A 22,494-nucleotide genomic window follows, 5' to 3' on the forward strand; every position below is an offset into this window, starting at 1 on the left:
TCTGCAAATGTAAGGAAATAAAGTCGATTTCCGTATAGCAGGAATGTAAAAGTTAACAAAAAAGGGAAGTATGCCTCCGTTATGATTCAACCACGCTGATATATTGAAGTAGCTTTTGCGCCATTTCAGAATCCTCGCCATTCTTTTTCACTTCATAACCGTACGCCTCACGGAAACAAGCCAGCGCCTCTTCCCGTTCATTACAAAAGCTGTGCAAAACCCCTAAGTTCTGACAAGCCAGAATCGTATCTTCTTCCTCCCATCCCAAATACTTCTTTCGCAGTTCAAGTTCTCTGAAGAAAGCCTCTTTCGCCATTGGATAATTCTCCAACTTCACATAAGCCTGTGCTTTGTAATAATATACCAGACAGGAAGCATTAGGGTCAGCATCATCGTGAATATCCAAAGACGTCGCAATACGAATCACGTTATCATAGTCTTTATTCATGTAATACTGCTGCATAATATCACATCTCAATGCCTCATATCGGACAGTCAGTTCCGCCAGACGCGGTTTTTCGCTGAAATACATTTCATGCAGAAGAGACTCACGGAAGAATAAAGTAGACGCCTGCTCATCGCCACGTTCATTCATCATCCGTTTGAATTCCCTGCACAGATAATACAACTGTTTATGACAAGCGACGATCTGTTTTTTGCTATCTATCTGTATAGCAATGTCCAACGCCTGATTCATCAGCATCCATGCTTCATCGTATCGTTTGATATAATAAAGACATTTACCCTGCATACGCAAACATTTAGCCACTCCACCGGACAGTCTGCCATTCAATGACTCGTGCATTTCAGCTACTTTCCGGAATTTCTCGGCAGCACTCTCTTCCTCATCCTTATAGTAATCACAATAAGCCAGATATTCGGAAAGTTCAATGACTTCTGCCTGACTCTTCTCGTCAGCAGAAGCCGCATGATAATCAAGCGCCCTATTCAAATAGATCGCCGCTTCATTGTATTGCTCATTGTAGTAATATGCCAGAGCTAGATTTCGGCAGGTATTGGCAATCTCCAGTTCCGGAGTCGGCACAATGTTTTCCTGCATCACCAATGCTTTCAGGAAACAGTCGCATGCCGTTTCGTACTCTTCATTACGGGCATACCGGCATCCCTCATTCATCTTCAATACCGACTTGGCAATGAGTGGCATGGCAGCACCTTCCATACTCTTCTCACTCACAGCAGCTGCCGCCTTCGTCAGATGGAAAGAACTGCTCAAGAAAGTAGCCATATCATTAGCAATGACAGGAATTAAAAAAGAATCGATCTCATCAAAGTCCAATTCGGCATAGACTTCAGGCGTAACTTCAGGATTGTCGTTCATGATCGCCTTCCAGCTATCTTCCAACAGAAAACGATTCGTGCGATACAGAATCTCGAAAATCTCCACATCACAAATCCAATCCTTCAATATATCCCATTCTTGCATCTTATAGCATTGATAGGTAATCTCCACTTTATAGCGATACGAATCATGGTAGCAGAACTGTTTCATGCGATAGTTATAATCGGCAAAAGTCAACGGATGGGAAAGGATTTCTTCCTCATCCAGCAGAGCGGAAATAATTTCATGGCGACTATCATCTATACATTCGTCATCTTGAGCGAAATAGCGTTCGATCGCCTCTACCATTTGTGTATCACCAATGCAATATCGTCCTCCTTTGTTGGTGAGCCAGCTGCTCATTTCCACTCTCAACTGCGACCAAAGTATCTGATTAATGTCTGCCATGCTCTTCACTTCATCTTCGGTAAATCCTTCTAAAGTAAGTGAAAGCATCAGAAGCGTTCTTCCAATCTCTTCGGAACCATAATCAGCCGACAAACGCCGTAGCACACTGTCATAGAATTGCCCAACCTCATTGAGCCGGCAATATCCACGCATATATTCATTGAGAGCATCGTACTGACCGAACGAAACCAGCTCGTTGAGCAATACACTTAAACAGCGCGGTTGTTCAGCCAGCACCCACGAAGCAAGAATATCTTCCTGCTGTGCAGACAAAGCCTTGGAGTAAGTAGACAAATATTGCTTTGAGAACGACTTGGCATCCGCCTGTGAAAAGCCATTCAACTGGAAATGAGCGTAGCCATTCTGAACAAAGGGCAGGTAGGCAGTGGATGACGCCGAAAAGCTCAACACGACTTTCACATTCGGGGGAATAGATGCAAATAAAGAAAACAGGGATGCTTCAGTCGGATTCAGATAACTGATGTCATCAATCAGCAAAATGATAGGATATCTTGATGCACCCAACGCACTCCACAACTGACTGAACTTTTGGATAGAATTCAAATCTTCTTCAATCTCCTTGAGGTTTCGAAGTGTGTTCCCTGAAAAAGTGTTCAAGCCAGCATCTCCCATCAAAACCGAGTTTTTCACGGCGTCCATGATGGATTTGGCAGTGCTTTGGGTCGAGTCCAGTTCTTTTGAAACTTCCGCCGCGAACAAATTTTCTTCACCCAAAGATTGATGCTTGAGTGCGTTCTGGCATTTGGAAGCTAACATTCTCGCCAACGTTTCCGGATAAGAAGACAATGTAGTACTATCCAAGCGATGATAGATGGGAATCATCGGCATATCATTGTTCACCAAATCGCTCCAATGAGCCAACAAAGCGCTCTTGCCAAGACCGCAACCGCCCGTTACCACCAGGCACCGTTGTTCATCCGCCGCCAAAAAATCAGCAAACGCCTGATCTGCTTCAGGTATTGGGTGATAGTTGAATAAGAGTTCATTGCGCGTCAGTTGTTCTTGCAATGCTTGATTATCTTCAACGGTCAGTACATCCGGAAACTCCCGTTCAAGCAATTCCGTAAAAGCAGCTTCCACAAGGTTACACAACTGATCGGGCGAATCATACTCTTGCACAGGATAACGTTCCTGCTGCAAAATACTCTCTTTCAGACGTTTCAGTTTAAGAGACTCCTCTTCAGAGCAAGACAGTTCATCATCTGCCGACTGTTTTATATAAAAATAGGCATGTAACGGATTGGGATTGCGCAGTACACCAAACTGCATTTCAATTTCCGTCACACTCAAATGATGATTCAAGTCATCTTCTATCCAACGATATTCCAGGCTGTCATTGAGAGTTTGAGATAAATCTTCATAACTGGGACACCATCCATAACGGTCGCCTACCATACCTATGAAGAAAGGCCGGGAGTTAACGATCTCTTTCAGGCATATTTCAACAACCTTGCCGCTTTTTGCATCTTCTTCTGTGATTCCCCAACGCAAATCAACCAATGAAATGGTGGCACCACGGCTGGCAGCCTTCACTTGCAAACCCTTAAAGAGTTTGACTAATGCAGAACGTTCCATTTCCATGTCTCTGAACGTTGACGAAAGGAATACACGGATAACACGTGAATTTTCAGCGGGAACTGAATACTGGGCTAGTTGTTTAGTCATAATATAGATTCGTATTAGTTAATGAAGTATTTCGCAAAGCCAATTGATAAAGATTGGCAAGATATGGAAATTTAATCAGATAACAAAGGCCATAAACAAAAAAAACGAGCACAAAAAAGGCACGGATTACACGGGTTTCGCGGTTCCCTCAAAAGTTTAAACCGCGTAAATCCGTGTAATCCGTGCCTAATATCTATTACTTGCTACTTGTTTAGAAGAACAAGAAGCGTGTATCTTTTACGTTTGCTTTCAGATACAAATCATTCATCAGACGGCTGGCAAAACGTGCGTGCATGTTAGTCAGCGTAGCTTCTTCTGCTTTTGCGTCGAATGTTTCGTTCAGTTTGTCCTTGCCGTATACCTGCAATACAAATACTCCGGCATTACCTTTGATAGGAGCGCTCAACTGATTCACTTCAGCTGCAGAAGCATAAGCACCTACCAGCGGTTCGCTGCTGCGCAATGCTGATACGTATGCAGGAGCTGCAAAAGTAACCATCTTCAAAGAGTCGCTGACTGCATTAGTCATCTCTTTGTACTGGTTGAATGAAGTTGCATTGGCAGCTTTCATGTCAGCCATAATCTTTTCAGCTTTCTTATCTTTTACGATTTCAGCTCTCAACTGATCCTGTACTGCTTTCAACGGACGATATCCTTCCGGCTTAATGCCTACCAGACCTACTACCATCATGTGATCGCTTTCGCCACATTCGTACAAGCCGGAAACATCACCCGGTTTTGCTTTATCAAACGCCCATCTCAACGCTTCTTTTGTACCTCTTACACCACCGATATTGTGTTCAGAGCTACTCAAATCCATTCTGTCGAGCAGTCTGTAACCGGCTTCTTCAGCGTTAGCTACCATCTTTTCTACACTCGGATTAGCTGCGATAAACTGGCTGAAATCATTATAAGCACGGTTGTAAGTTTCTTTGCTGAACTCTACTTCACGTTTGATAACAGCTACTTTATATTTGTCTTTTACAGATTTCTTGTTAGTCACCTGAAGAATTACGTTTGCTTGTCCCATCGGCAAGTTCACCAGTTCGTTCACACCTGCATTGTTGATAGCAGAGATGAATTTCAGGTTATCACCGTCTATCTGTGCACCTTCGTACTGTGCAGAAGTTAGCCAGTTTGCATCACCAGTCTGACCATATTTCTTTGCCAGATCAGCAAAGTTAGCACCACCTTTGATCGCGTTGTAGATACTGTCAGCCAAGGTCTTTGTTTTCAAAGCATCTTCTGCGTATACCTGAATCTGACGGAATTCGACAGAGTCGGCAGCAGCAGCTTTAGCTACAATTTTGAAAGAGTTGATTGTATTGTCGGCACCGTTATAGTAAGGACCATAAATAGTACCTACCGAAGCAGAGTCCAAACGGGCAACTACATCTGACGGGAAAGCTGTTTTGTTATAGAACAAGTCTACATAAGGAGCTTCCGAGCCAGTCGAGCGGATGAAAGAAGTATAATCTTCCGTAGTAGTAGCCAACTGTTCAGTAGCTTCGTCCACTTCTTTCTGGATAGCAGCTCTGTCTTCAGCACTTGCAGTCACTTGTACATCAATGTACTTGATGTCACGAGTTTCCTGATATTGCTTGAATTGTTCTTTCTTCTTGTTATACAAGTCTTTCAGTTCCGATTCTTTCACTACGATTGTAGAGTCCACTACAGAAGAGTAAGGAATACCAGCCATCAACACGTTGTACTGGTTCACTCTTGCATCGAAAGCGTCCTGTGCTTCCACCGGATTGGAAAGAAGAGCTTTAGATACCAATGCCTGATACTTTTCTGCCAGACGGCTCTCGATCAGTGTTTTCTGAATGAAAGACCAGTATTTATACATGTTATTGTATTGTTCAGCATACTGTGCCGGCATTTGTGATTCGCTCATCTTGGCATATTCCACGAGAAACTTGTTCAACATATCCTTGTCGAAGTTTCCTGTTTGCGGATTCTGGAAAGGAGTTTGTCTCAACAAAGGATGAACGCCTGCTTTCAGGATGTCCTGGATTTCAGCAGCAGAAACAGTCAGTCCCAGTGCTTTTGCTTCTTTTTCGATCAGTTTATTGTTTACGTAGGAACGCCATACTTCATCGCGCACCTGATTGGTTTGTTCGTCATTCAAGGCGGTCACCCCACGCATGAGTTTCACCACTTCGGTATATTCTTCTACCAAATTCTGATACTCTTGAGCGGAAAGAGCGTCTCCGTTCACCTCACCTACGTCATGTGCCTGATGCGGCTGCATCACCTTCCATGCGTCACCCGCAATGAAAGCAAACAGCGCCAAGCCGATAACAATCACCAATAGAGGTCCTTTCGACCTAATGTTTTGTAACGTTGCCATTTTGATTAATACGATTTATGTTTATTATTATTTCTTTCTTTTGTCGTTTTAGCGCACGAAGATACAAAAAATGCTAATATGCATCTATTTATTGGCTAAAAATTTCTTGATTATCGTCATTATTCCAAGACTTTTAATCGCACGAGTTCTATTTTTGTCGCTGTGACCTTAATTATCTTGAATTGATAACGTCCCACCCGCACCACTTCATGCAGCTTCGGAAAACTCTGATATTGGTTCAGAATCAGTCCTCCTACCGTCAGATAATCGTCCGATTCGGGCAAATCGAGTCCGAACGTCTCATTGACTTTTTCTATCTCCAAGCGGGCGGACAACACATACTCGCGTTCATCAATCTGCTTGCTAATATAGGAAGTATTATCGTGCTCATCTTCTATATCTCCAAATATTTCTTCTACCAGATCTTCCAGAGATACAATACCGGACGTACCGCCAAACTCATCCACCACTACGGCAATCGTTTTCTTTTGCTGCATAAAGAGCTTCATCAGTTTATTGGCGGACATGGTTTCGGGCACAATCGGCACTTGCTTCACATTCTCATGCCAGTTTTTCGGAGCACGAAACATTTCCGACGAATGAATATAACCCACCACATTGTCGATATTTCCATCGTACACAATGATCTTGGAAATTCCGGATTCGATGAAGCGGCTTTTCAACTCGTCCAGCGAAGTTGTCAGATCAACAGCCACCACTTCGGTACGCGGAACGATACAGTCGCGGATTTTTATGTTCGAGAAATCCAAAGCATTCTGAAAGATTTTCACTTCCGTATCCAGTTCCTCCTCATTCTCGGCATTATCAATACTGCTTTGCACGAAGTAGTCCAAGTCGACTTTTCCAAACGCTCTGTCGGATGCATCCTTGTTAATCTTCATTCCAAAGACACGAAGGAATAAACAAGACAAACCGGAAGCCAGTTTAGAAATAGGATATAGAATGACGTAACAAATAATCAGTGGAATGGCAAAAACATTCAAGACCAGATTGGGATTGATTTTGAAGATTGTTTTCGGCAGAAACTCTCCGGTCACCAGAATAATAAGGGTAGAAATAACGGTCTGCGCCAACACCATCAGAAAATGATTATCAATGAATCCCGCCAGCAGATTATCGCCAATAATCTGTGCCATCAGAATACCATAGATGACTAGTGCGATATTATTCCCCACCAGCATGGTAGAGATAAATTCATTCGGGTTCTTGAAGAAGATAGAAAGGATGCGGGACGTAATTCCCCCCTTGCGTTCCATCTCAAAACGCAGTTTGTCTACCGACACAAAGGCAATCTCCACTCCTGAAAAGAAAGCGGAGAAGACCATGGTGATAATTAGAGAGATATAAATATTCATAGTTTATTTCACAGAATCTTTTCGCACTGAATCCGGCAGCGCTTTTGTTTCCGGTTGGGGCGGACCACCTGCTTCCTCATCCACATAGAAAATACCTTCGATATTATGGATGGTATATATGGTCATTTGCTGGTTCGAGTCGAATCCATGCCCTGTAATAATTCTGTCCGGTTGTTGAATACGTATAAACTTGTCGGAATATACCTTTTGGGTAGCTTCGTTCCAGTACAGCAGTTCCGTATTAAAACGCTCTCCTTTCCGGTTCTGTATATCTACGTTCCCTATCAGCTTCCAAAGCCTTTCTTTGTCATAATAGTAGGCAGTATCCGCTTTGATACTGGCTTCTATATGAAAGATAGAGTCGAACTGTTCCAGATATACGCCCTTCTCAAAGGCCCAATAGGATGGTTTCTTACGGTCGTACACCGACCATTCTTCCGTATTCACTCTGTAGCGTGTCACTCCGGAATCGGAGATAAGGGTGGTGACTCCCAATGTTGTCATCATCGGAAGGGAATCACGTTCCGTGATAGCCTCACCCATAGCTTTCTTCTTTCCGCCACAGGAAGATAATAAAAGAAGCATAACAATCACCCCGGAGGTAATTGTTATGCTCATGCTTTTATGCAATAAACGGTTTCTTCGTTTTCGCAACATACATTTATCTAATCGTTGTAGTCTCTCCTATCCAACCGCCGATAGTGATGCGGTCGCCTTGCTTGTAACCTAACATAAATAGGTCTTTAGCTTGCGGAGTATGACCAGAATATCTACCGATCAATTTGTTAGCTTCTTCAGCTACGCTCGGATCCACTTGTTTTGCACGTTGCAGTTTGTCAATCACTGCAAAGTAAGTACATTTGTTCAAAGCAGGTTCGTCGCTCCAGTTGGGACTCATTGCATAAAGATTAGCAATCAGGATGTATGGAGCACCGTAGTTTTCGTTAAAACCAATTGCTTTCTGGCAATATGCTCTTGCTTGAGACAGCTTTTTGGCAGAAGCCAATACTGCTGCGGCAGCGTATGCTTTTTCAGCTTTCTTCACATTGTCTGTTTCCAGGTTCACTGCTTCGTCAAAGAATTTCACAGCACCGTCAATATCACCTTTCTTAAATGCCTGATAAGCACATCCGGTAGCAGCTTCTGCTGTCGGTTCCATCTTGTAAGCATAGTAAGATGCTTGCAAATAAGCTTCGCTTTCAGTACATTTCATCATTTTCATGATGTCGATAACTTTCTTCAAGTAAGCCAAGTCAGTCTGGTTAGCTTCTACTTTCGGTCCATAGATGTTTTGCAGTGATTCGCAATCAGCTGTTCCACTGTTTACAAACAAAGCCACTAAGTTATCCTTGATACCCAGTAAAGGTTTCTTCTTTGCTTCGCTGGCTTCAGCAGCAATAGCAGCGTCTACATATTCAGAAGCAGCCAGATAGTCCTGAATGAACTGTTCTTTATGATTCGGATCCGTTTTCAGTTTATCCAAAGACATTTGCAGGAAATAGAAGATAGTCGCACCTGCCGATTCGCCTTTCACTGCATTTACAGACTGACTCAACCATTGATAAGCCTGGTTCACATCAATCTTCGGAGCAAAAGCGATATAATCTACTGCTTTGATACCCAGAGCTTCGTCAGCAGAAGACACTTTTGTACCTTTAGCTAGAAACTCATCTGTGTATTTAATACGCAAGTCATGCGTATTCATCAGTTCATTAAAATATTTCTGATAATCTGCATTATTCCGATCCTTGATTTGTCCCATCAAGCCTTTCAGAATCTTATATCCGTCAGTAAAGGTATAGAAACGAAGCGTCGGACAGTTTTCCAACACAGCTTTCCAAGGAGTATACGCATCTTTAAAATTACCAGCACGCACAGCTTCATGCGAGATACTACTGTTCGAGTTACAGTTAGACGCATCCTGTGCTACCACAGTGGTTGCTCCTGCCGAAAGGAGCAACATAGCCACAAGCGTTTTAATTTTCATTGTATCTAAATTTTAGTTGTTATTATATAGTCGTCTATTCTTTCTTACATTCATCTCATTACTCCACTCTGCGTTTGAAGAACCAACGTTCGTTGAACGTCAATCCGATGCTCACGCGGAAGATGTTTTCATTTACAAAAGCCGATTCCTGTCCACTGATACGGACAAATTGTCCGCTGATGCTAAGAATGGAACGGGAACGAGGCACAGGCAGACCGAAACCGGCAGTTACGCCATATTCACGGGTAGCCTCTTTGCCGCCGATCTTATAATACGGAGTCGTATAATAAGCTCCCAGACGGTATTTAATATGGGATAAATAGGAACGTCCCATCAAATTAGGAATGTATTCCGCACCCACTGATACTTTATGACGGTTGCAATACGTGTATGTTTCATTAAAATCCTCACGTACAGCATCATCCGATGTATTTACGCCAAACTTGGTTTTTGACCACTGCTGCAGACTATAATCCGCTCCGACTGTCAGGCGTTTGTCATAGTTATATGTAAATCCGACGCCAAAAGTATTAGGAAGTTCCAACGTAGCATCCAAGTTATTGCTATTAGTCGTACTAACCTGTGTCGTTACTGTATAATCATTATTCAGTTTATGTTTCGGAGAAAAAACAGCCCCGATTGTCATTGAATGCTTCTTATTAAAATCCAATGTATATTGTGTACCAAAATCCAGTTTATAGTCTGAAATAGATACCCCCATCTGCTGTATATAAGAGTAAGACTCCGATGTCGCGGGATAAATGATAGTCCGCGTCCGTGTTATATCTCCCCAAAAATAAGAAGCATTCACACCCAGAGAAAGATTCTTAAGTACTTTCACACCAATACCACCATAAAGTTGATGCAATCCCCCATCTCCTGTAAAACTCCGGGTTTGACTGACTCCATTATCAACTTTGCTATCCGACACTGAATATCCCACATTGGAGAACGGCAATAATCCGATACTCATCGCTATCCTCGGATGCAAACGGAATTGCATAGCCAGATAGTCAAAACTGGAGTTTTTAGCGTTCAGTTTCACACCGCTACCGCTAATATTCATATTTTGCAGACTGACACCTCCTTCAAAGAGGAATGTCAATGAGTCAATGGCTGTATACGAAGCAGGATTCAGTGGATTGATCTGTGCTCCATCCCGAAGTCCAAAAGCAATTCCCCCCATCGCCTTGCTGTTACCGAAACTCTGATCGGACAAGTCGCCATAGCCATATCGTGTATAAGGAGAGTTTGTATTATTTTGAGCGATTGCCATTCCGGTAACCATCGTGAGCAAAAGCGCACAAAGTGTGTGTTTAAATCCTACCATTATTATAGTTTAAAATTCTATTTAATCCTTTCAACACTAAAAATCTATCTGCAAAGATGATACTTTTTACGCTGCTATCAAAAGAAAATTCATCTCCGCCCGTTAAAAAAACCAAAAGTTCAGGATATTTATGCTTCATAGACTCAATATAACCTGAAATTTCGTATTCCATCCCTTTCATCACTCCGGCACGTATAGCCGTTTCGGTGTCCCGTCCCATCGGGAGTTTGCGCCCATTGGTGTCCACCAGAGGCAAACGCCCCGTAAACTGATGAAGTGCTTTAAAACGCATCTGCATACCGGGAGAAATATTACCACCATGATACTGACCTTTTGAGTCGATAAATTCATAAGTGATGCAAGTTCCGGCATCAATAACCAACACATCCCGATGAGGGAATTGCTCATTAGCACCAACTGCGGCAGCCATACGATCGTACCCCAATGTTTCAGGAGTTTCGTACAGATTGACAACCGGAAGCGGAGTCTGATGATTGAGCCACAACAATGGGAACGGCAAAGCTGCCAAATCGGCTAGTATCCGTTCGCTTAAATCTATGACAGTAGCCACAATCCCCTGCTCAACCGGATACTTGGAACAAAGTGCTTTCAAACAATCCAGCGACTGATTGGATTCGGTTAATACCTCCACCATCTCTCCGCCATTGAAGAGAGCCACCTTTGCCATCGTATTTCCTATGTCGATAATTAAATTCAATGCATTTTCATCTTTAGCGAGCGCAAAGGTAAGGCAAAAAAAGAGAAATTGAAGCATCGAGAGAGAATTATCTTTATTTTTCCATTCACAGAACACAGAAAAAGTGTGTTGAGCGAACTATATTTATATAGATTATTAATATTTATTATTTATATATGCTCGTTAGGGTGTCCGCCCTCTTTTTTCCAGGCGTTATAACCGCATAAGTAACAGCCCATTACACAACCATCAGGGGTGTCCACTAGGGTGTCCGGTATTTCGCAAAGATTTGACGCCCGAACAGAGGCTCTATTTCACCTAAACAGAGCCTCTGTTTACCCCAATTAGAGCCTCTGTTCTGATAAAATAGAGGCTCCGTTTTCCCGAATCCAACTATTCTTTCTATATTTGCCACCGAAATAAAACGAACCAGCTAATGAAACGGTTTTTCTCATACATCATCCTCTCCTTCTTCCTGTTGCTTCTGCCCACCGGACAAGCATCTGCCAACAACAACGACTCCATCCGTTTGAGCCTGTTGACTTGTGCCCCCGGAGAGGAAATATATTCCCTATTCGGACACACTGCCATCCGTTACGAAAATCCTTCACAAGGGATTGACATTGTATTCAACTACGGACTGTTCAGTTTCAACACTCCCAACTTCATCTTCCGCTTCTCGCTCGGAGAAACAGACTACCAACTGGGAGCAACGGATTATGAACGTTTTGCAGCTGAATACGCATTTTTCGGACGCAGCGTATGGCAGCAAACGCTGAATCTGACCGATGAAGAAAAGACAGAACTAATCCGGTTATTACAAGAAAATTATCGTCCGGAAAACCGGGTATACCGTTACAATTTCTTTTACGACAATTGTGCTACCCGCCCCCGGGACAAGATAGAAGAAAGCATTGCAGGAAAAGTGATTTATCCCGCAGAACCACAGGATGGCTCCCTCACTTTCCGCGACATTGTACATCAGTATTGCAAAGGACATCCATGGGCACGTTTCGGCATTGATCTCTGTATCGGAAGTGAAGCCGACCAGCCCATCACACAACGTCAGATGATGTTTGCCCCTTTCTACCTGATGGATGCTTTCGACGGTGCACAAATTAAAAGCGATTCTATCCAGCGTCCACTCATAACGGCCAACGAGCTGGTAGTCGATGCCACTCCCGAACCGGATGAAAGCGGCTGGATGCCTACTCCGCTTCAATGCACCTTACTCTTATTTATATTGACAACCGCCGCCACCATCTATGGAATCCGCCGGAGAACCGGATTATGGGGAATCGACCTCTTCCTTTTTGGGATAGCAGGTATTGTGGGATGTGTCCTTGCATTTCTCGCGCTCTTCTCCCAACACCCGGCAGTCAGCTCCAATTTCCTATTATTGGTATTCCATCCGGGACAACTTCTTTTCTTGCCATACATTATATATTGTGTCCGAAAAGGGAAGAAATGTTGGTATTTAACCCTGAATCTGGCAGTTTTAACACTTTTTATAGTGCTTTTTCCTGTAATTCCGCAAAGATTTGACTTTGCTGTTGTACCTTTGGCACTCGTTTTGCTGATACGTTCAGCGAGCAATCTGATTGTGACATCTAAAAAGAAATAATGAAAGGACTACTAACTTCCCTCATCACCGTACTGACTTTCACCGGGCTACAAGCCCAGTCACTGCCTGCCGCCCCTAAATTAGTGGTAGGGTTGACGATTGACCAATTACGTACGGACTATCTGGAAGCATTTTCGTCACTCTACGGCGAGAAAGGCTTCAAACGTCTTTGGAAAGAGGGAAGAGTGTTCCATAACGCCGAATATACCTTCTGCGGTATAGACCGCGCTTCTGCCATAGCGGCTATTTATAGCGGTACGACGCCTTCCATGAACGGAATTATTTCTCAACGCTGGATGGATGCCTCTACCCTTCGCCCCGTCAACAGCACAGACGACACGGCATTTATGGGGTATTACACCGACCAGACTGTCGCCCCCACCAAACTACTGACTTCAACCATTGCCGACGAGCTGAAAATAGCGACACAAGGCAAAGGACTCGTATATGCCATTGCACCTGATTGCGATGCCGCACTTTTTGCAGCCGGACATGCCGGAAACGCTGCTTTCTGGCTCAATCCCAACACCGGAAAATGGAGTGGAACCACCTATTATGGAGAGTTTCCGTGGTGGGCAAGCCAATATAACGACCGTCAAGCGATCGATTTCCGTATTGCCGGTATGACATGGGAACCCATATTTCCCCGGGGCATGTACACTTTCCTGCCAGATTGGCGGGATATGCTCTTCAAATATAAATTTGATGATGACCGCAGTAATAAATACCGCCGCTTCATCGCCAGCCCTTTTGTGAATGATGAAGTGAATGCGCTTGCCGAAGAAGCATTGAACAAAAGCTCCATCGGCATGGATGACATTACTGACTTATTGGCACTCACTTATTATGCTGGAAACTATGCGCACAAATCCGTACAGGAATGTGCTATGGAAATACAAGACACCTACGTGCGTCTTGACCGCAGCATTGCCGACCTGCTCGAAGTTCTTGATAAGAAAGTAGGACTACAAAATGTACTTATTTTCGTCACTTCCACCGGATATATAGACAGCGAATCGCCTGATTCGGGATTGTACAAAGTGCCCGGCGGAGAGTTTTACCTCAACCGTTGTGCGGCTCTATTGAATATGTACCTGATGGCTACGTATGGCGAAGGAAAGTATGTGGAAGCTCACCATAACCAGCAGATTTATCTGAATCATAAGTTATTGGAAAAGAAAGAACTGAATCTGGCAGAGATCCAACAAAAGTCAGCAGAATTCCTGATGCAGTTCAGCGGAGTGAACGAAGCCTATTCGGCTAACCGGCTATTGCTGGGTTCATGGACTCCGGAAATCTACAAAATACGTAACGGCTACCACCGCAAACGTTCGGGTGACCTCGTAATCGACGTCCTCCCCGGATGGACTATCGTCAACGAGAACGGCGGCGACAACAAGGTGGTACGTCATTCCTATATTCCCTCACCGCTGATTTTCATGGGACATTCCGTGAAACCGGCCATTATCCAGACACCTGTAACCATCGACCATATTGCGCCTACACTGGCACATTTTATGCGCATCCGGGCTCCCAACGCCTGTACTTCTGCTCCTATTACCGACCTGCGGTAAAAATTTACTCACAAAAACAGGGAGCAAAACATAAATAAATCAGCATTTTAATGTAACTTTGCGGAGGTTTCTTGATATAAAGATTCCCCAACGCGGATTAACGCAGATTTACGCGGATTAAAAAAAATCCAATTTAATCTTTCCTTTAATCTGTGTAAATCGGCGTTAATCCGCGTTGAAATTGAAATAAATAATAAACTAAATAATATAACATGGGATTTAATGAATTTTTAAGCTCGGTTTTCGGAAACAAATCCACACGAGACATGAAAGAAATCAAGCCCTGGGTGGAAAAGATCAAAGCTGCTTACCCGGAGATTGAAAAACTAGACAACGACGCCCTCCGTGCCAAAACGGAAGAACTCAAAAAATATATCCATGAATCGGCTACTGCTGAACGTGCGAAGGTGGAAGAGTTGAAGGCAAGCATTGAAACTCTCGAACTGGAAGACCGCGAAGAAGTCTTCGCACAAATCGATAAGACAGAAAAAGAAATTCTGGAAAAATATGAAAAAGCACTGGACGAAGTACTGCCTGTTGCTTTTTCTATCGTAAAGGCTACTGCCAAACGTTTTACAGAAAATGAAGAAATCGTCGTAACGGCTACCGACTTCGACCGTCAACTGGCTGCTACAAAAGATTTCGTACGCATCGAAGGCGACAAGGCCATCTATCAGAATCACTGGGTAGCCGGTGGTAACGACACATTGTGGAACATGGTTCACTACGATGTACAGCTCTTTGGTGGTGTCGTTCTGCATAAAGGTAAGATTGCGGAAATGGCAACCGGTGAAGGTAAAACATTGGTAGCTACACTCCCGGTATTCCTCAACGCATTGACCGGAAACGGCGTACACGTAGTTACCGTGAATGATTACCTCGCCAAACGTGACTCCGAATGGATGGGTCCTCTTTATATGTTCCACGGTTTGAGCGTAGATTGTATCGACCGTCATCAGCCGAACTCCGACGCACGTCGTCAGGCATATCTGGCAGATATCACTTTTGGTACAAACAATGAATTCGGTTTCGACTACCTGCGTGACAACATGGCTATCAGCCCGAAAGACCTTGTACAACGTCAGCACAATTATGCCATCGTCGATGAGGTCGACTCGGTATTAATTGACGACGCACGTACTCCGTTGATTATCTCCGGTCCTGTACCCAAAGGCGATGACCAGTTGTTCGAGCAACTCCGTCCGCTAGTGGAACGTCTGGTAGAGGCACAAAAGGTACTGGCTACCAAATATCTTTCCGAAGCAAAAAAACTGATCGCATCCAACGATAAGAAAGAGGTGGAAGAAGGATTCCTCGCTTTATACCGCAGCCACAAGGCATTGCCGAAAAACAAGGCTTTGATTAAGTTCCTTAGTGAACAGGGTATCAAGGCAGGTATGCTCAAGACGGAAGAGATCTACATGGAACAGAACAACAAGCGTATGCATGAAGTGACTGATCCGCTGTACTTCGTAATTGACGAAAAACTGAATAGCGTAGACCTGACAGATAAGGGTGTAGACCTGATTACCGGTAACTCTGAAGACCCGACATTATTCGTGCTTCCGGACATCGCCGGACAACTTTCGGAATTGGAAAACCTGAATCTGACCAACGAACAACTGCTTGAAAAGAAAGATGAACTTCTGACAAACTATGCCATCAAATCGGAACGTGTACACACCATCAACCAGCTGTTGAAGGCTTACACCATGTTCGAGAAAGATGATGAATATGTAGTGATCGACGGACAGGTGAAGATCGTAGACGAGCAGACAGGCCGTATCATGGAAGGTCGCCGCTACTCTGACGGATTGCACCAGGCTATCGAAGCCAAGGAACGTGTGAAAGTGGAAGCTGCTACGCAGACCTTTGCAACAATTACTTTGCAAAACTACTTCCGTATGTATCACAAACTGTCCGGTATGACCGGTACTGCTGAAACGGAAGCAGGCGAACTTTGGGATATCTACAAATTGGACGTAGTCGTGATCCCGACCAACCGTCCGATTGCAAGAAAGGATATGAACGACCGCGTTTACAAGACGAAACGCGAAAAGTATAAAGCTGTTATCGAGGAAATCGAAAAATTGGTTCAAGCAGGACGTCCGGTATTGGTGGGTACTACTTCGGTAGAAATCTCCGAAATGTTGAGCAAGATGCTTACCATGCGTAAGATTGAGCACAAGGTATTGAACGCCAAACTGCACCAGAAAGAAGCGGACATCGTTGCTACCGCCGGTTTAAGCGGAACAGTAACCATTGCTACCAATATGGCTGGTCGTGGTACCGACATCAAGTTAAGTCCGGAAGTGAAGGCTGCGGGCGGTTTGGCAATTATCGGTACGGAACGTCACGAATCCCGTCGTGTAGACCGCCAGTTGCGTGGTCGTGCAGGACGTCAGGGTGACCCGGGTTCTTCTGTATTCTTCGTATCACTGGAAGACGATTTGATGCGTCTGTTCTCTTCTGACCGTATTGCCAGTGTAATGGACAAGCTCGGTTTCCAGGAAGGCGAAATGATCGAACACAAGATGATTTCCAACTCCATCGAACGTGCACAGAAGAAAGTGGAAGAAAACAACTTCGGTATTCGTAAACGTCTGTTGGAATATGACGACGTAATGAACAAGCAACGTACAGTGGTTTACACCAAACGTCGCCACGCTTTGATGGGTGAACGTATCGGTATGGACATCGTGAACATGATCTGGGACCGTTGTGCCAATGCTATCGAAAACAATGATTATGAAGGCTGCCAAATGGAACTGCTTCAGACATTAGCAATGGAAACTCCGTTCACTGAAGAAGAATTCCGTAACGAGAAAAAAGAAAAGTTGGCCGAAAAGACTTTCAACATTGCGATGGATAACTTCAAACGCAAAACTGAACGTCTGGCACAGATCGCTAACCCGGTTATCAAACAGGTATATGAAAACCAGGGACACATGTACGAAAACATCCTGATTCCTATTACAGACGGTAAACGGATGTATAATATCTCTTGTAACCTGAAAGCGGCTTACGAATCGGAATCTAAAGAAGTGGTGAAGTCGTTCGAGAAATCAATCTTGCTCCACGTAATCGACGAAGCATGGAAAGAAAACTTGCGCGAACTGGACGAACTGAAACATTCCGTACAGAATGCAAGCTACGAGCAGAAAGACCCGCTATTGATTTATAAACTGGAATCTGTGACTTTGTTTGACGCTATGGTGAACAAGATCAATAACCAGACTATATCTATTTTGATGCGTGGACAAATTCCTGTACAGGAAGCTCCGGATGAATCAGCTGCACGCCGTGTAGAAGTGCGTCAGGCTGCTCCTGAACAACGCCAGGATATGAGCAAGTATCGCGAAAACAAAGAAAATTTGAGTGATCCGAACCAGCAGGCTGCTGCAAGTCAGGATACTCGTGAACAGCAGAAACGTGAACCGATTCGTGCAGAGAAGACAGTAGGTCGTAACGATCCTTGTCCATGCGGAAGCGGGAAAAAGTATAAAAACTGCCACGGAAAGAACCTTTGATTAATTAATAATTAAAAATTAAAGGTTGGAAATTGTAGGGTAATGTGCTTTATGGCATAGTCTCTCTATATTCAACTTATAAAAGAAAGTCTCAAACGGTTAAAAACTGTTTGAGACTTTCTTTTATTCTTCCAAAGTTGTACTTTTGTTCAAATTACTAAATAGAACAAAACTATGGCAAAATCTTATTCACTGGTTTTCATCGTTTTATTCCTGCTGACTCTGGGTAGCTGTCAGAGTCTGGAACAGATCCCCATTGATTATCTGCAACCTGCCGACTTGAGCTTTCCTCCGCAACTCCGGAAAGTAGCTATTGTGAATAACACCAGCGACGCCCCGGATAATAAACTGATAACAGAGACTGAAAAAATTAAAGAAGGTACACCATTGATAAGTCGTGCAACAGCTTATGCCAATGGAGATCCTAAGACAGCCACTGAATCACTGGCAGAAGAAATAGCACAGCAGAACTACTTCGATGAGGTGGTTATCTGTGATTCTGCCTTACGCGCCAATGATAAACTGGCCCGCGAAAGTACATTGAGCCAGGAGGAAGTGCGTCAACTGACTTCTAACCTGGGAGTGGACTTTATTATTGCACTGGAAAACCTGCAACTCAAAGCAACAAAGACTGTCCGTTATCTGGATGAGTTCAACTGCTTTCAAGGAGCGGTAGACGTGAAAGTTTATCCCACGGTGAAAGTTTATCTTCCCGAACGTAGCAGACCGATGACTACGCTCCATCCTAATGATAGCATTTTTTGGGAGGAGTTTGGAGGTACAGCCATAGAAGCCGCCACTCGCATGATTCCCGACAAGCAGATGCTGGAAGAAGCGGCAGCATTCGCGGGAACGGTTCCGGTGAAAAATATTGTCCCTATTTGGAAAAAAGGAACACGGTATCTTTATACTGGTGGTTCGGTTCCTATGCGTGACGCTGCCATTTATGTACGCGAAAATTCATGGGACGACGCATACGAACTTTGGCGTCAGGCTTTCGAAGGTACCAAGAACCAAAAGAAAAAAATGCGGGCAGCTCTCAACATTGCTGTTTACTACGAAATGAAAGATAGTTTGGCTAAAGCAGAAGAATGGGCAGAAAAGGCACAACAACTAGCTAAAAAAATAGATAAAAAGAACATCACAGATAGCCCTCAAGCTACCATTGATGATGTGCCGAATTATTATCTTACTACTTTGTATTTAGCTGAACTAAAGGAGAGAAATGCTCAATTACCCAAGTTAAAATTGCAAATGAGCCGATTTAATGATGATTTTTAAGGAAATTGTGTCATGAAGTTACGAAAAGAGTGTAATTTATTGGAAATGAGCTTAGGTTAATTGCTCATAATAGTAATAGGTTACGATTTAGTTAGTTATCTGCTGCATTATTCTTCTGCGCGTTGCGTAACCTTCAAAGAACTCTTCGTATGCAAAAGTAACAATAAAACGGGAGATTTTGATATGAATCTCCCTGATTTTTTCTATCTCATACAAGTTTTTCCGTAAAAGCGGCTTTATTCGTCGGCACACCATCGTACAAAAGGATTTTGAACGAACGTGTGCCGACTACTGCATAAGCGGAGAAAAGGGCTTTGCCTCACGCCTAAACAACAGTTTAGACTGATGAGGCAAGGCCTATTTCTTTTATGCTTATGCCAAAGAGGTGCTTTTACGGTTTTTCAGATGATTTTTCTTTTTCGCTGTTCCTTTGAGCCGGAAGCGGAAAGCCGTGTATGACCGCTTGTCCATAAATGGAACAAGCCGTCACCCACAGCAGGCAAACCGAGAAGAATGATTTTATCTGCCCGCCCCGACACGTCTGGCCAGACAGATAGAACCATACTTCCTTGCAGGTGGTTTGCCCGGTTTCACGCTACCGGCTATATTCTTTTTGTTGGAAGGGATTTCTTTTTTCACGGATTTCTCTTTTGAAGTTTTCTGCCTAATCTGCCTCTACTTCCGTTTACCTCCATTTTCGCGCCTTTCAGTGTGCCGCATCAGGCAGTCATTTTCGTTCTGGGCGCAAAGGTAACTCCGGGATTTGACGGGAAAGCAAGGTCAAGCCTCCTGTTTTCGGGAAAAATCTCCAGCCCTGCGGGTAGTATTTTTCCGAAAAAACCTTGCATTCCCTAATCCCTACCTTTTTAAGCACCCGAAACGAAAACGACCGATGCGACAGAAAGACGCATTAAAAAAAATGTCGGATAAACGAGAGGCAGATAAGATAGTTTGAAACTCAACTCCCTCAGCTCTTGAATCCGCATTAAAAAACAAAAAATCAAAAACAGAACAGATATGGGAACAACAATGGCAACAAAATTCGTGGCTTGGGAAGTGCCGACATTGGAAGCACTGAAAGGCAGTAAGGTTTACATTCTTCGTGAAAAACTGAACAACGGAGGACAGATGAACCGAGAGGAAAAGGATTGGCTTACACGCAACGTGAACAGCAACACCTATTTCAAGAGCGCAGTCCCCTTGCAAGGCTGGAGGTTTGACTTCTCTGATGTACTCCGCACGTTTATCGTGTGCCAATACGGACATTGGACGGAATACAAGGCAACAGACAAGACCGGACTTCGCAGATACCTATACGGCAGGATAGACAACATTGTAGAACTTGAAAAATAGCGAGGATATGACAGCAACGGCAGACTTCAGACAAATGGTACAATACATAGGGCTTGCAATATGCAACTTAATCATGCGCACCGTCCTTTGGGTATTCGGCATCCTTTGGGGCATCGTCAGAGAGATAGTAAACGGAGTGTTCCGAGTGGCGATAGGCATAATAGTGGCTATCCTTTCCACAATCGTCTTCTTCGGCTTCATCCTTTGGTTATTCACCCTTTAATCTTACCGACAGCGATATGAAAACGACAGACCATTTCAAGAGAACGATACAGATGTATTTGGAGCAACGTGCAGCGGAAGATGCGCTCTTTGCCAAGAACTACCGCAACCCTGCCAAGAACATAGACGATTGTGTGACCTACATTCTGAACTATGTGCAGAAAAGTGGTTGCAACGGCTTCACGGACGGGGAGATATACGGACAAGCCGTACACTACTATGACGAGAACGAGATAGAGGTGGGCAAGCCTATCCAGTGTCAGATAGCCGTGAACCATGTGGTGGAACTCACCGCAGAGGAAAAGGCGGAAGCACGGCAGAACGCTATCCGACAATACCAAGACGAGGAACTCCGCAAGTTGCAGAACCGCAACAAGCCGAGAACCGCCACCAAAGCGACCACCCAAGAAGTACAACAACCCTCATTATTTGATTTAGGCTTATGAAACCGAGAACACACATACAGCAGGAAGTCGCACATCTGAGCAAGCGACTATCGAGATTGACCGCCACGCAAAAGGCATACGCTTTCCGTCATTGCTTCAAGCATTACGCAATCAAGAGAGCGGACGGCACGAACATCTGTACCGAGTGCGGACATTCGTGGAAGAGCGACCACGACCTTGCGGACACCCTTTGCGGATGTACCTGCCCCCATTGCGGTATGCAGTTGGAAGCGTTGCGCACCCGAAAGAGCGTTTTCAGCGAGAACGAATACTTCTCCATTGTCACGACCAGCAAGCAGTACCAAGTGATACGCTTCTTCTTCGTCAAGTCCCGATACAAGGCAGGGCAAGCAGCCAAGTATTCCATTTATGAAGTGGTGCAGAGGTGGATTTCACCCGATGGAAAGACAACGACCGTTGCCCGACTGCGTGGTATGTCAATGTTGTATTATGACCAATGGTCTGAATACAGCGACATGGAGGTACGCAAGCAAAACAACCTCCAAGCATACGATATTGCCCCCGTATGCACCTATCCCCGACAGCGTTTCATCCCCGAACTGAAACGCAACGGCTTCAAGGGGGACTACCACAACACACTGCCGTATGACCTTTTCACGGCTATCCTTTCCGACAGCCGAGCCGAAACACTCTTGAAGGCAGGGCAATACGCCATGTTGCGCCACTATATCCGCAGTTCCTTTGACATGGGACGGTATTGGGCATCCGTCAAGATTTGCATCCGCAACGGCTACACTATTTCGGACGGCTCCATGTGGTGCGACACCATAGACCTCCTGCGACATTTCGGCAAGGACACGAACAGCCCGAAATACGTCTGCCCTGCCGACCTCAAAGTGGAACACGACAAGTTGGTGGCAAAGCGCAACCTGCAAAGGGAGCGTGAGCGGACGGAACAGCAACGGCAAAAGGCGATTGAGGACGAGAAAAACTATCTGAAAGCCAAAGGCATTTTCTTCGGGCTTGTGTTCTCCGACAGCCTTATCTGCATCAAGGTCATAGAGAGCGTGAAGGAAATGGTGGAGGAAGGGCGGATGATGCACCATTGCGTGGGTGGTTATCACAACAAGGCAAACTCCCTTATCCTATCCGCCACCATTGACGGCAAACGGATTGAAACGATAGAAGTGTCACTGAAAACGCTGAAAGTGGTACAGAGCAGAGGGGTATGCAATTCCAATACCGAGTACCACGACCGCATCATCCGGCTTGTGGAGGACAATACCGAACTTATCCGTCAGCGGATGAACGCAGCATAATATCAACC

General features: G+C 44.4%; 15 protein-coding genes. 8 read left to right on the forward strand and 7 right to left on the reverse strand.

The annotated features are described in order from the left end of the window. Nucleotides 1-79: 79 nt before the first annotated feature. From KSX81_RS02970 to KSX81_RS03000, 7 genes are all read right to left on the reverse strand, one after another. Complete coding sequence (locus KSX81_RS02970; RefSeq protein WP_151927020.1) at nucleotides 80-3,433, reverse strand: DUF4062 domain-containing protein; 3,354 nt, start codon at nucleotides 3,431-3,433, stop codon at nucleotides 80-82. Between the two features lie 211 nt (nucleotides 3,434-3,644). Continuing rightward, on the reverse strand, nucleotides 3,645-5,786 hold the full coding sequence (locus tag KSX81_RS02975) for a peptidylprolyl isomerase (RefSeq protein WP_004309807.1): 2,142 nt from the start codon (nucleotides 5,784-5,786) through the stop codon (nucleotides 3,645-3,647). Nucleotides 5,787-5,905: 119 nt separating this feature from the next. Then, nucleotides 5,906-7,162 carry a hemolysin family protein gene (locus tag KSX81_RS02980; protein ID WP_004301880.1) on the reverse strand — a complete coding sequence of 419 codons (1,257 nt, stop codon included), beginning with the start codon at nucleotides 7,160-7,162 and terminating at the stop codon, nucleotides 5,906-5,908. A 3-nt stretch (nucleotides 7,163-7,165) separates the two neighbouring features. Beyond that, on the reverse strand, nucleotides 7,166-7,780 hold the full coding sequence (lptC, locus tag KSX81_RS02985) for an LPS export ABC transporter periplasmic protein LptC (RefSeq protein ID WP_004301879.1): 615 nt from the start codon (nucleotides 7,778-7,780) through the stop codon (nucleotides 7,166-7,168). 43 nt (nucleotides 7,781-7,823) lie between these two features. Further along, nucleotides 7,824-9,149, reverse strand: coding sequence for a hypothetical protein (locus KSX81_RS02990; protein ID WP_004301878.1), 1,326 nt, complete (start codon nucleotides 9,147-9,149; stop codon nucleotides 7,824-7,826). Nucleotides 9,150-9,207: 58 nt separating this feature from the next. Further along, a complete protein-coding gene (locus KSX81_RS02995) occupies nucleotides 9,208-10,479 on the reverse strand; it encodes an OmpP1/FadL family transporter (protein WP_004301877.1) in 1,272 nt (423 codons plus the stop codon). Continuing rightward, complete coding sequence (locus KSX81_RS03000) at nucleotides 10,466-11,254, reverse strand: type III pantothenate kinase (RefSeq protein ID WP_004301876.1); 789 nt, start codon at nucleotides 11,252-11,254, stop codon at nucleotides 10,466-10,468. The genes KSX81_RS02995 and KSX81_RS03000 overlap by 14 nt, the downstream gene beginning before the upstream one ends. 358 nt (nucleotides 11,255-11,612) lie before the next feature. Here KSX81_RS03000 and KSX81_RS03005 point away from each other — a divergent pair, with 358 nt between their 5' ends. The 8 genes from KSX81_RS03005 (at nucleotide 11,613) to KSX81_RS03040 (ending at nucleotide 22,486) form a co-directional block, all read left to right on the forward strand. Continuing rightward, nucleotides 11,613-12,800: a DUF4105 domain-containing protein gene (locus KSX81_RS03005; protein WP_004301874.1), complete on the forward strand. Its 1,188-nt coding sequence runs from the start codon at nucleotides 11,613-11,615 to the stop codon at nucleotides 12,798-12,800. After that, nucleotides 12,800-14,374: an alkaline phosphatase family protein gene (locus KSX81_RS03010; protein WP_004301873.1), complete on the forward strand. Its 1,575-nt coding sequence runs from the start codon at nucleotides 12,800-12,802 to the stop codon at nucleotides 14,372-14,374. Before KSX81_RS03005 ends, KSX81_RS03010 begins: the two co-directional genes overlap by 1 nt. Nucleotides 14,375-14,586: 212 nt before the next feature. Then, on the forward strand, nucleotides 14,587-17,904 hold the full coding sequence (gene secA / locus KSX81_RS03015; protein WP_004301872.1) for a preprotein translocase subunit SecA: 3,318 nt from the start codon (nucleotides 14,587-14,589) through the stop codon (nucleotides 17,902-17,904). 174 nt (nucleotides 17,905-18,078) lie between these two features. Further along, nucleotides 18,079-19,185, forward strand: coding sequence for a DUF6340 family protein (locus tag KSX81_RS03020; protein WP_004301871.1), 1,107 nt, complete (start codon nucleotides 18,079-18,081; stop codon nucleotides 19,183-19,185). A 1,017-nt stretch (nucleotides 19,186-20,202) separates the two neighbouring features. Beyond that, nucleotides 20,203-20,538 carry a hypothetical protein gene (locus KSX81_RS03025; RefSeq protein WP_023056827.1) on the forward strand — a complete coding sequence of 112 codons (336 nt, stop codon included), beginning with the start codon at nucleotides 20,203-20,205 and terminating at the stop codon, nucleotides 20,536-20,538. A gap of 7 nt (nucleotides 20,539-20,545) precedes the next feature. Then, a complete protein-coding gene (locus tag KSX81_RS03030; RefSeq protein ID WP_122271792.1) occupies nucleotides 20,546-20,761 on the forward strand; it encodes a hypothetical protein in 216 nt (71 codons plus the stop codon). A 16-nt stretch (nucleotides 20,762-20,777) separates the two neighbouring features. Then, the gene (locus KSX81_RS03035) at nucleotides 20,778-21,206 is read left to right on the forward strand and encodes a PcfK-like family protein (RefSeq protein ID WP_122271793.1); all 429 of its coding nucleotides are present in this window, start codon (nucleotides 20,778-20,780) and stop codon (nucleotides 21,204-21,206) included. Beyond that, complete coding sequence (locus KSX81_RS03040) at nucleotides 21,203-22,486, forward strand: PcfJ domain-containing protein (protein ID WP_217725777.1); 1,284 nt, start codon at nucleotides 21,203-21,205, stop codon at nucleotides 22,484-22,486. Before KSX81_RS03035 ends, KSX81_RS03040 begins: the two co-directional genes overlap by 4 nt. Nucleotides 22,487-22,494: the final 8 nt, after the last annotated feature.

This window comes from Bacteroides sp. MSK.18.37 (assembly GCF_019129155.2).
In the GTDB taxonomy this organism is placed as follows: domain Bacteria; phylum Bacteroidota; class Bacteroidia; order Bacteroidales; family Bacteroidaceae; genus Bacteroides; species Bacteroides ovatus.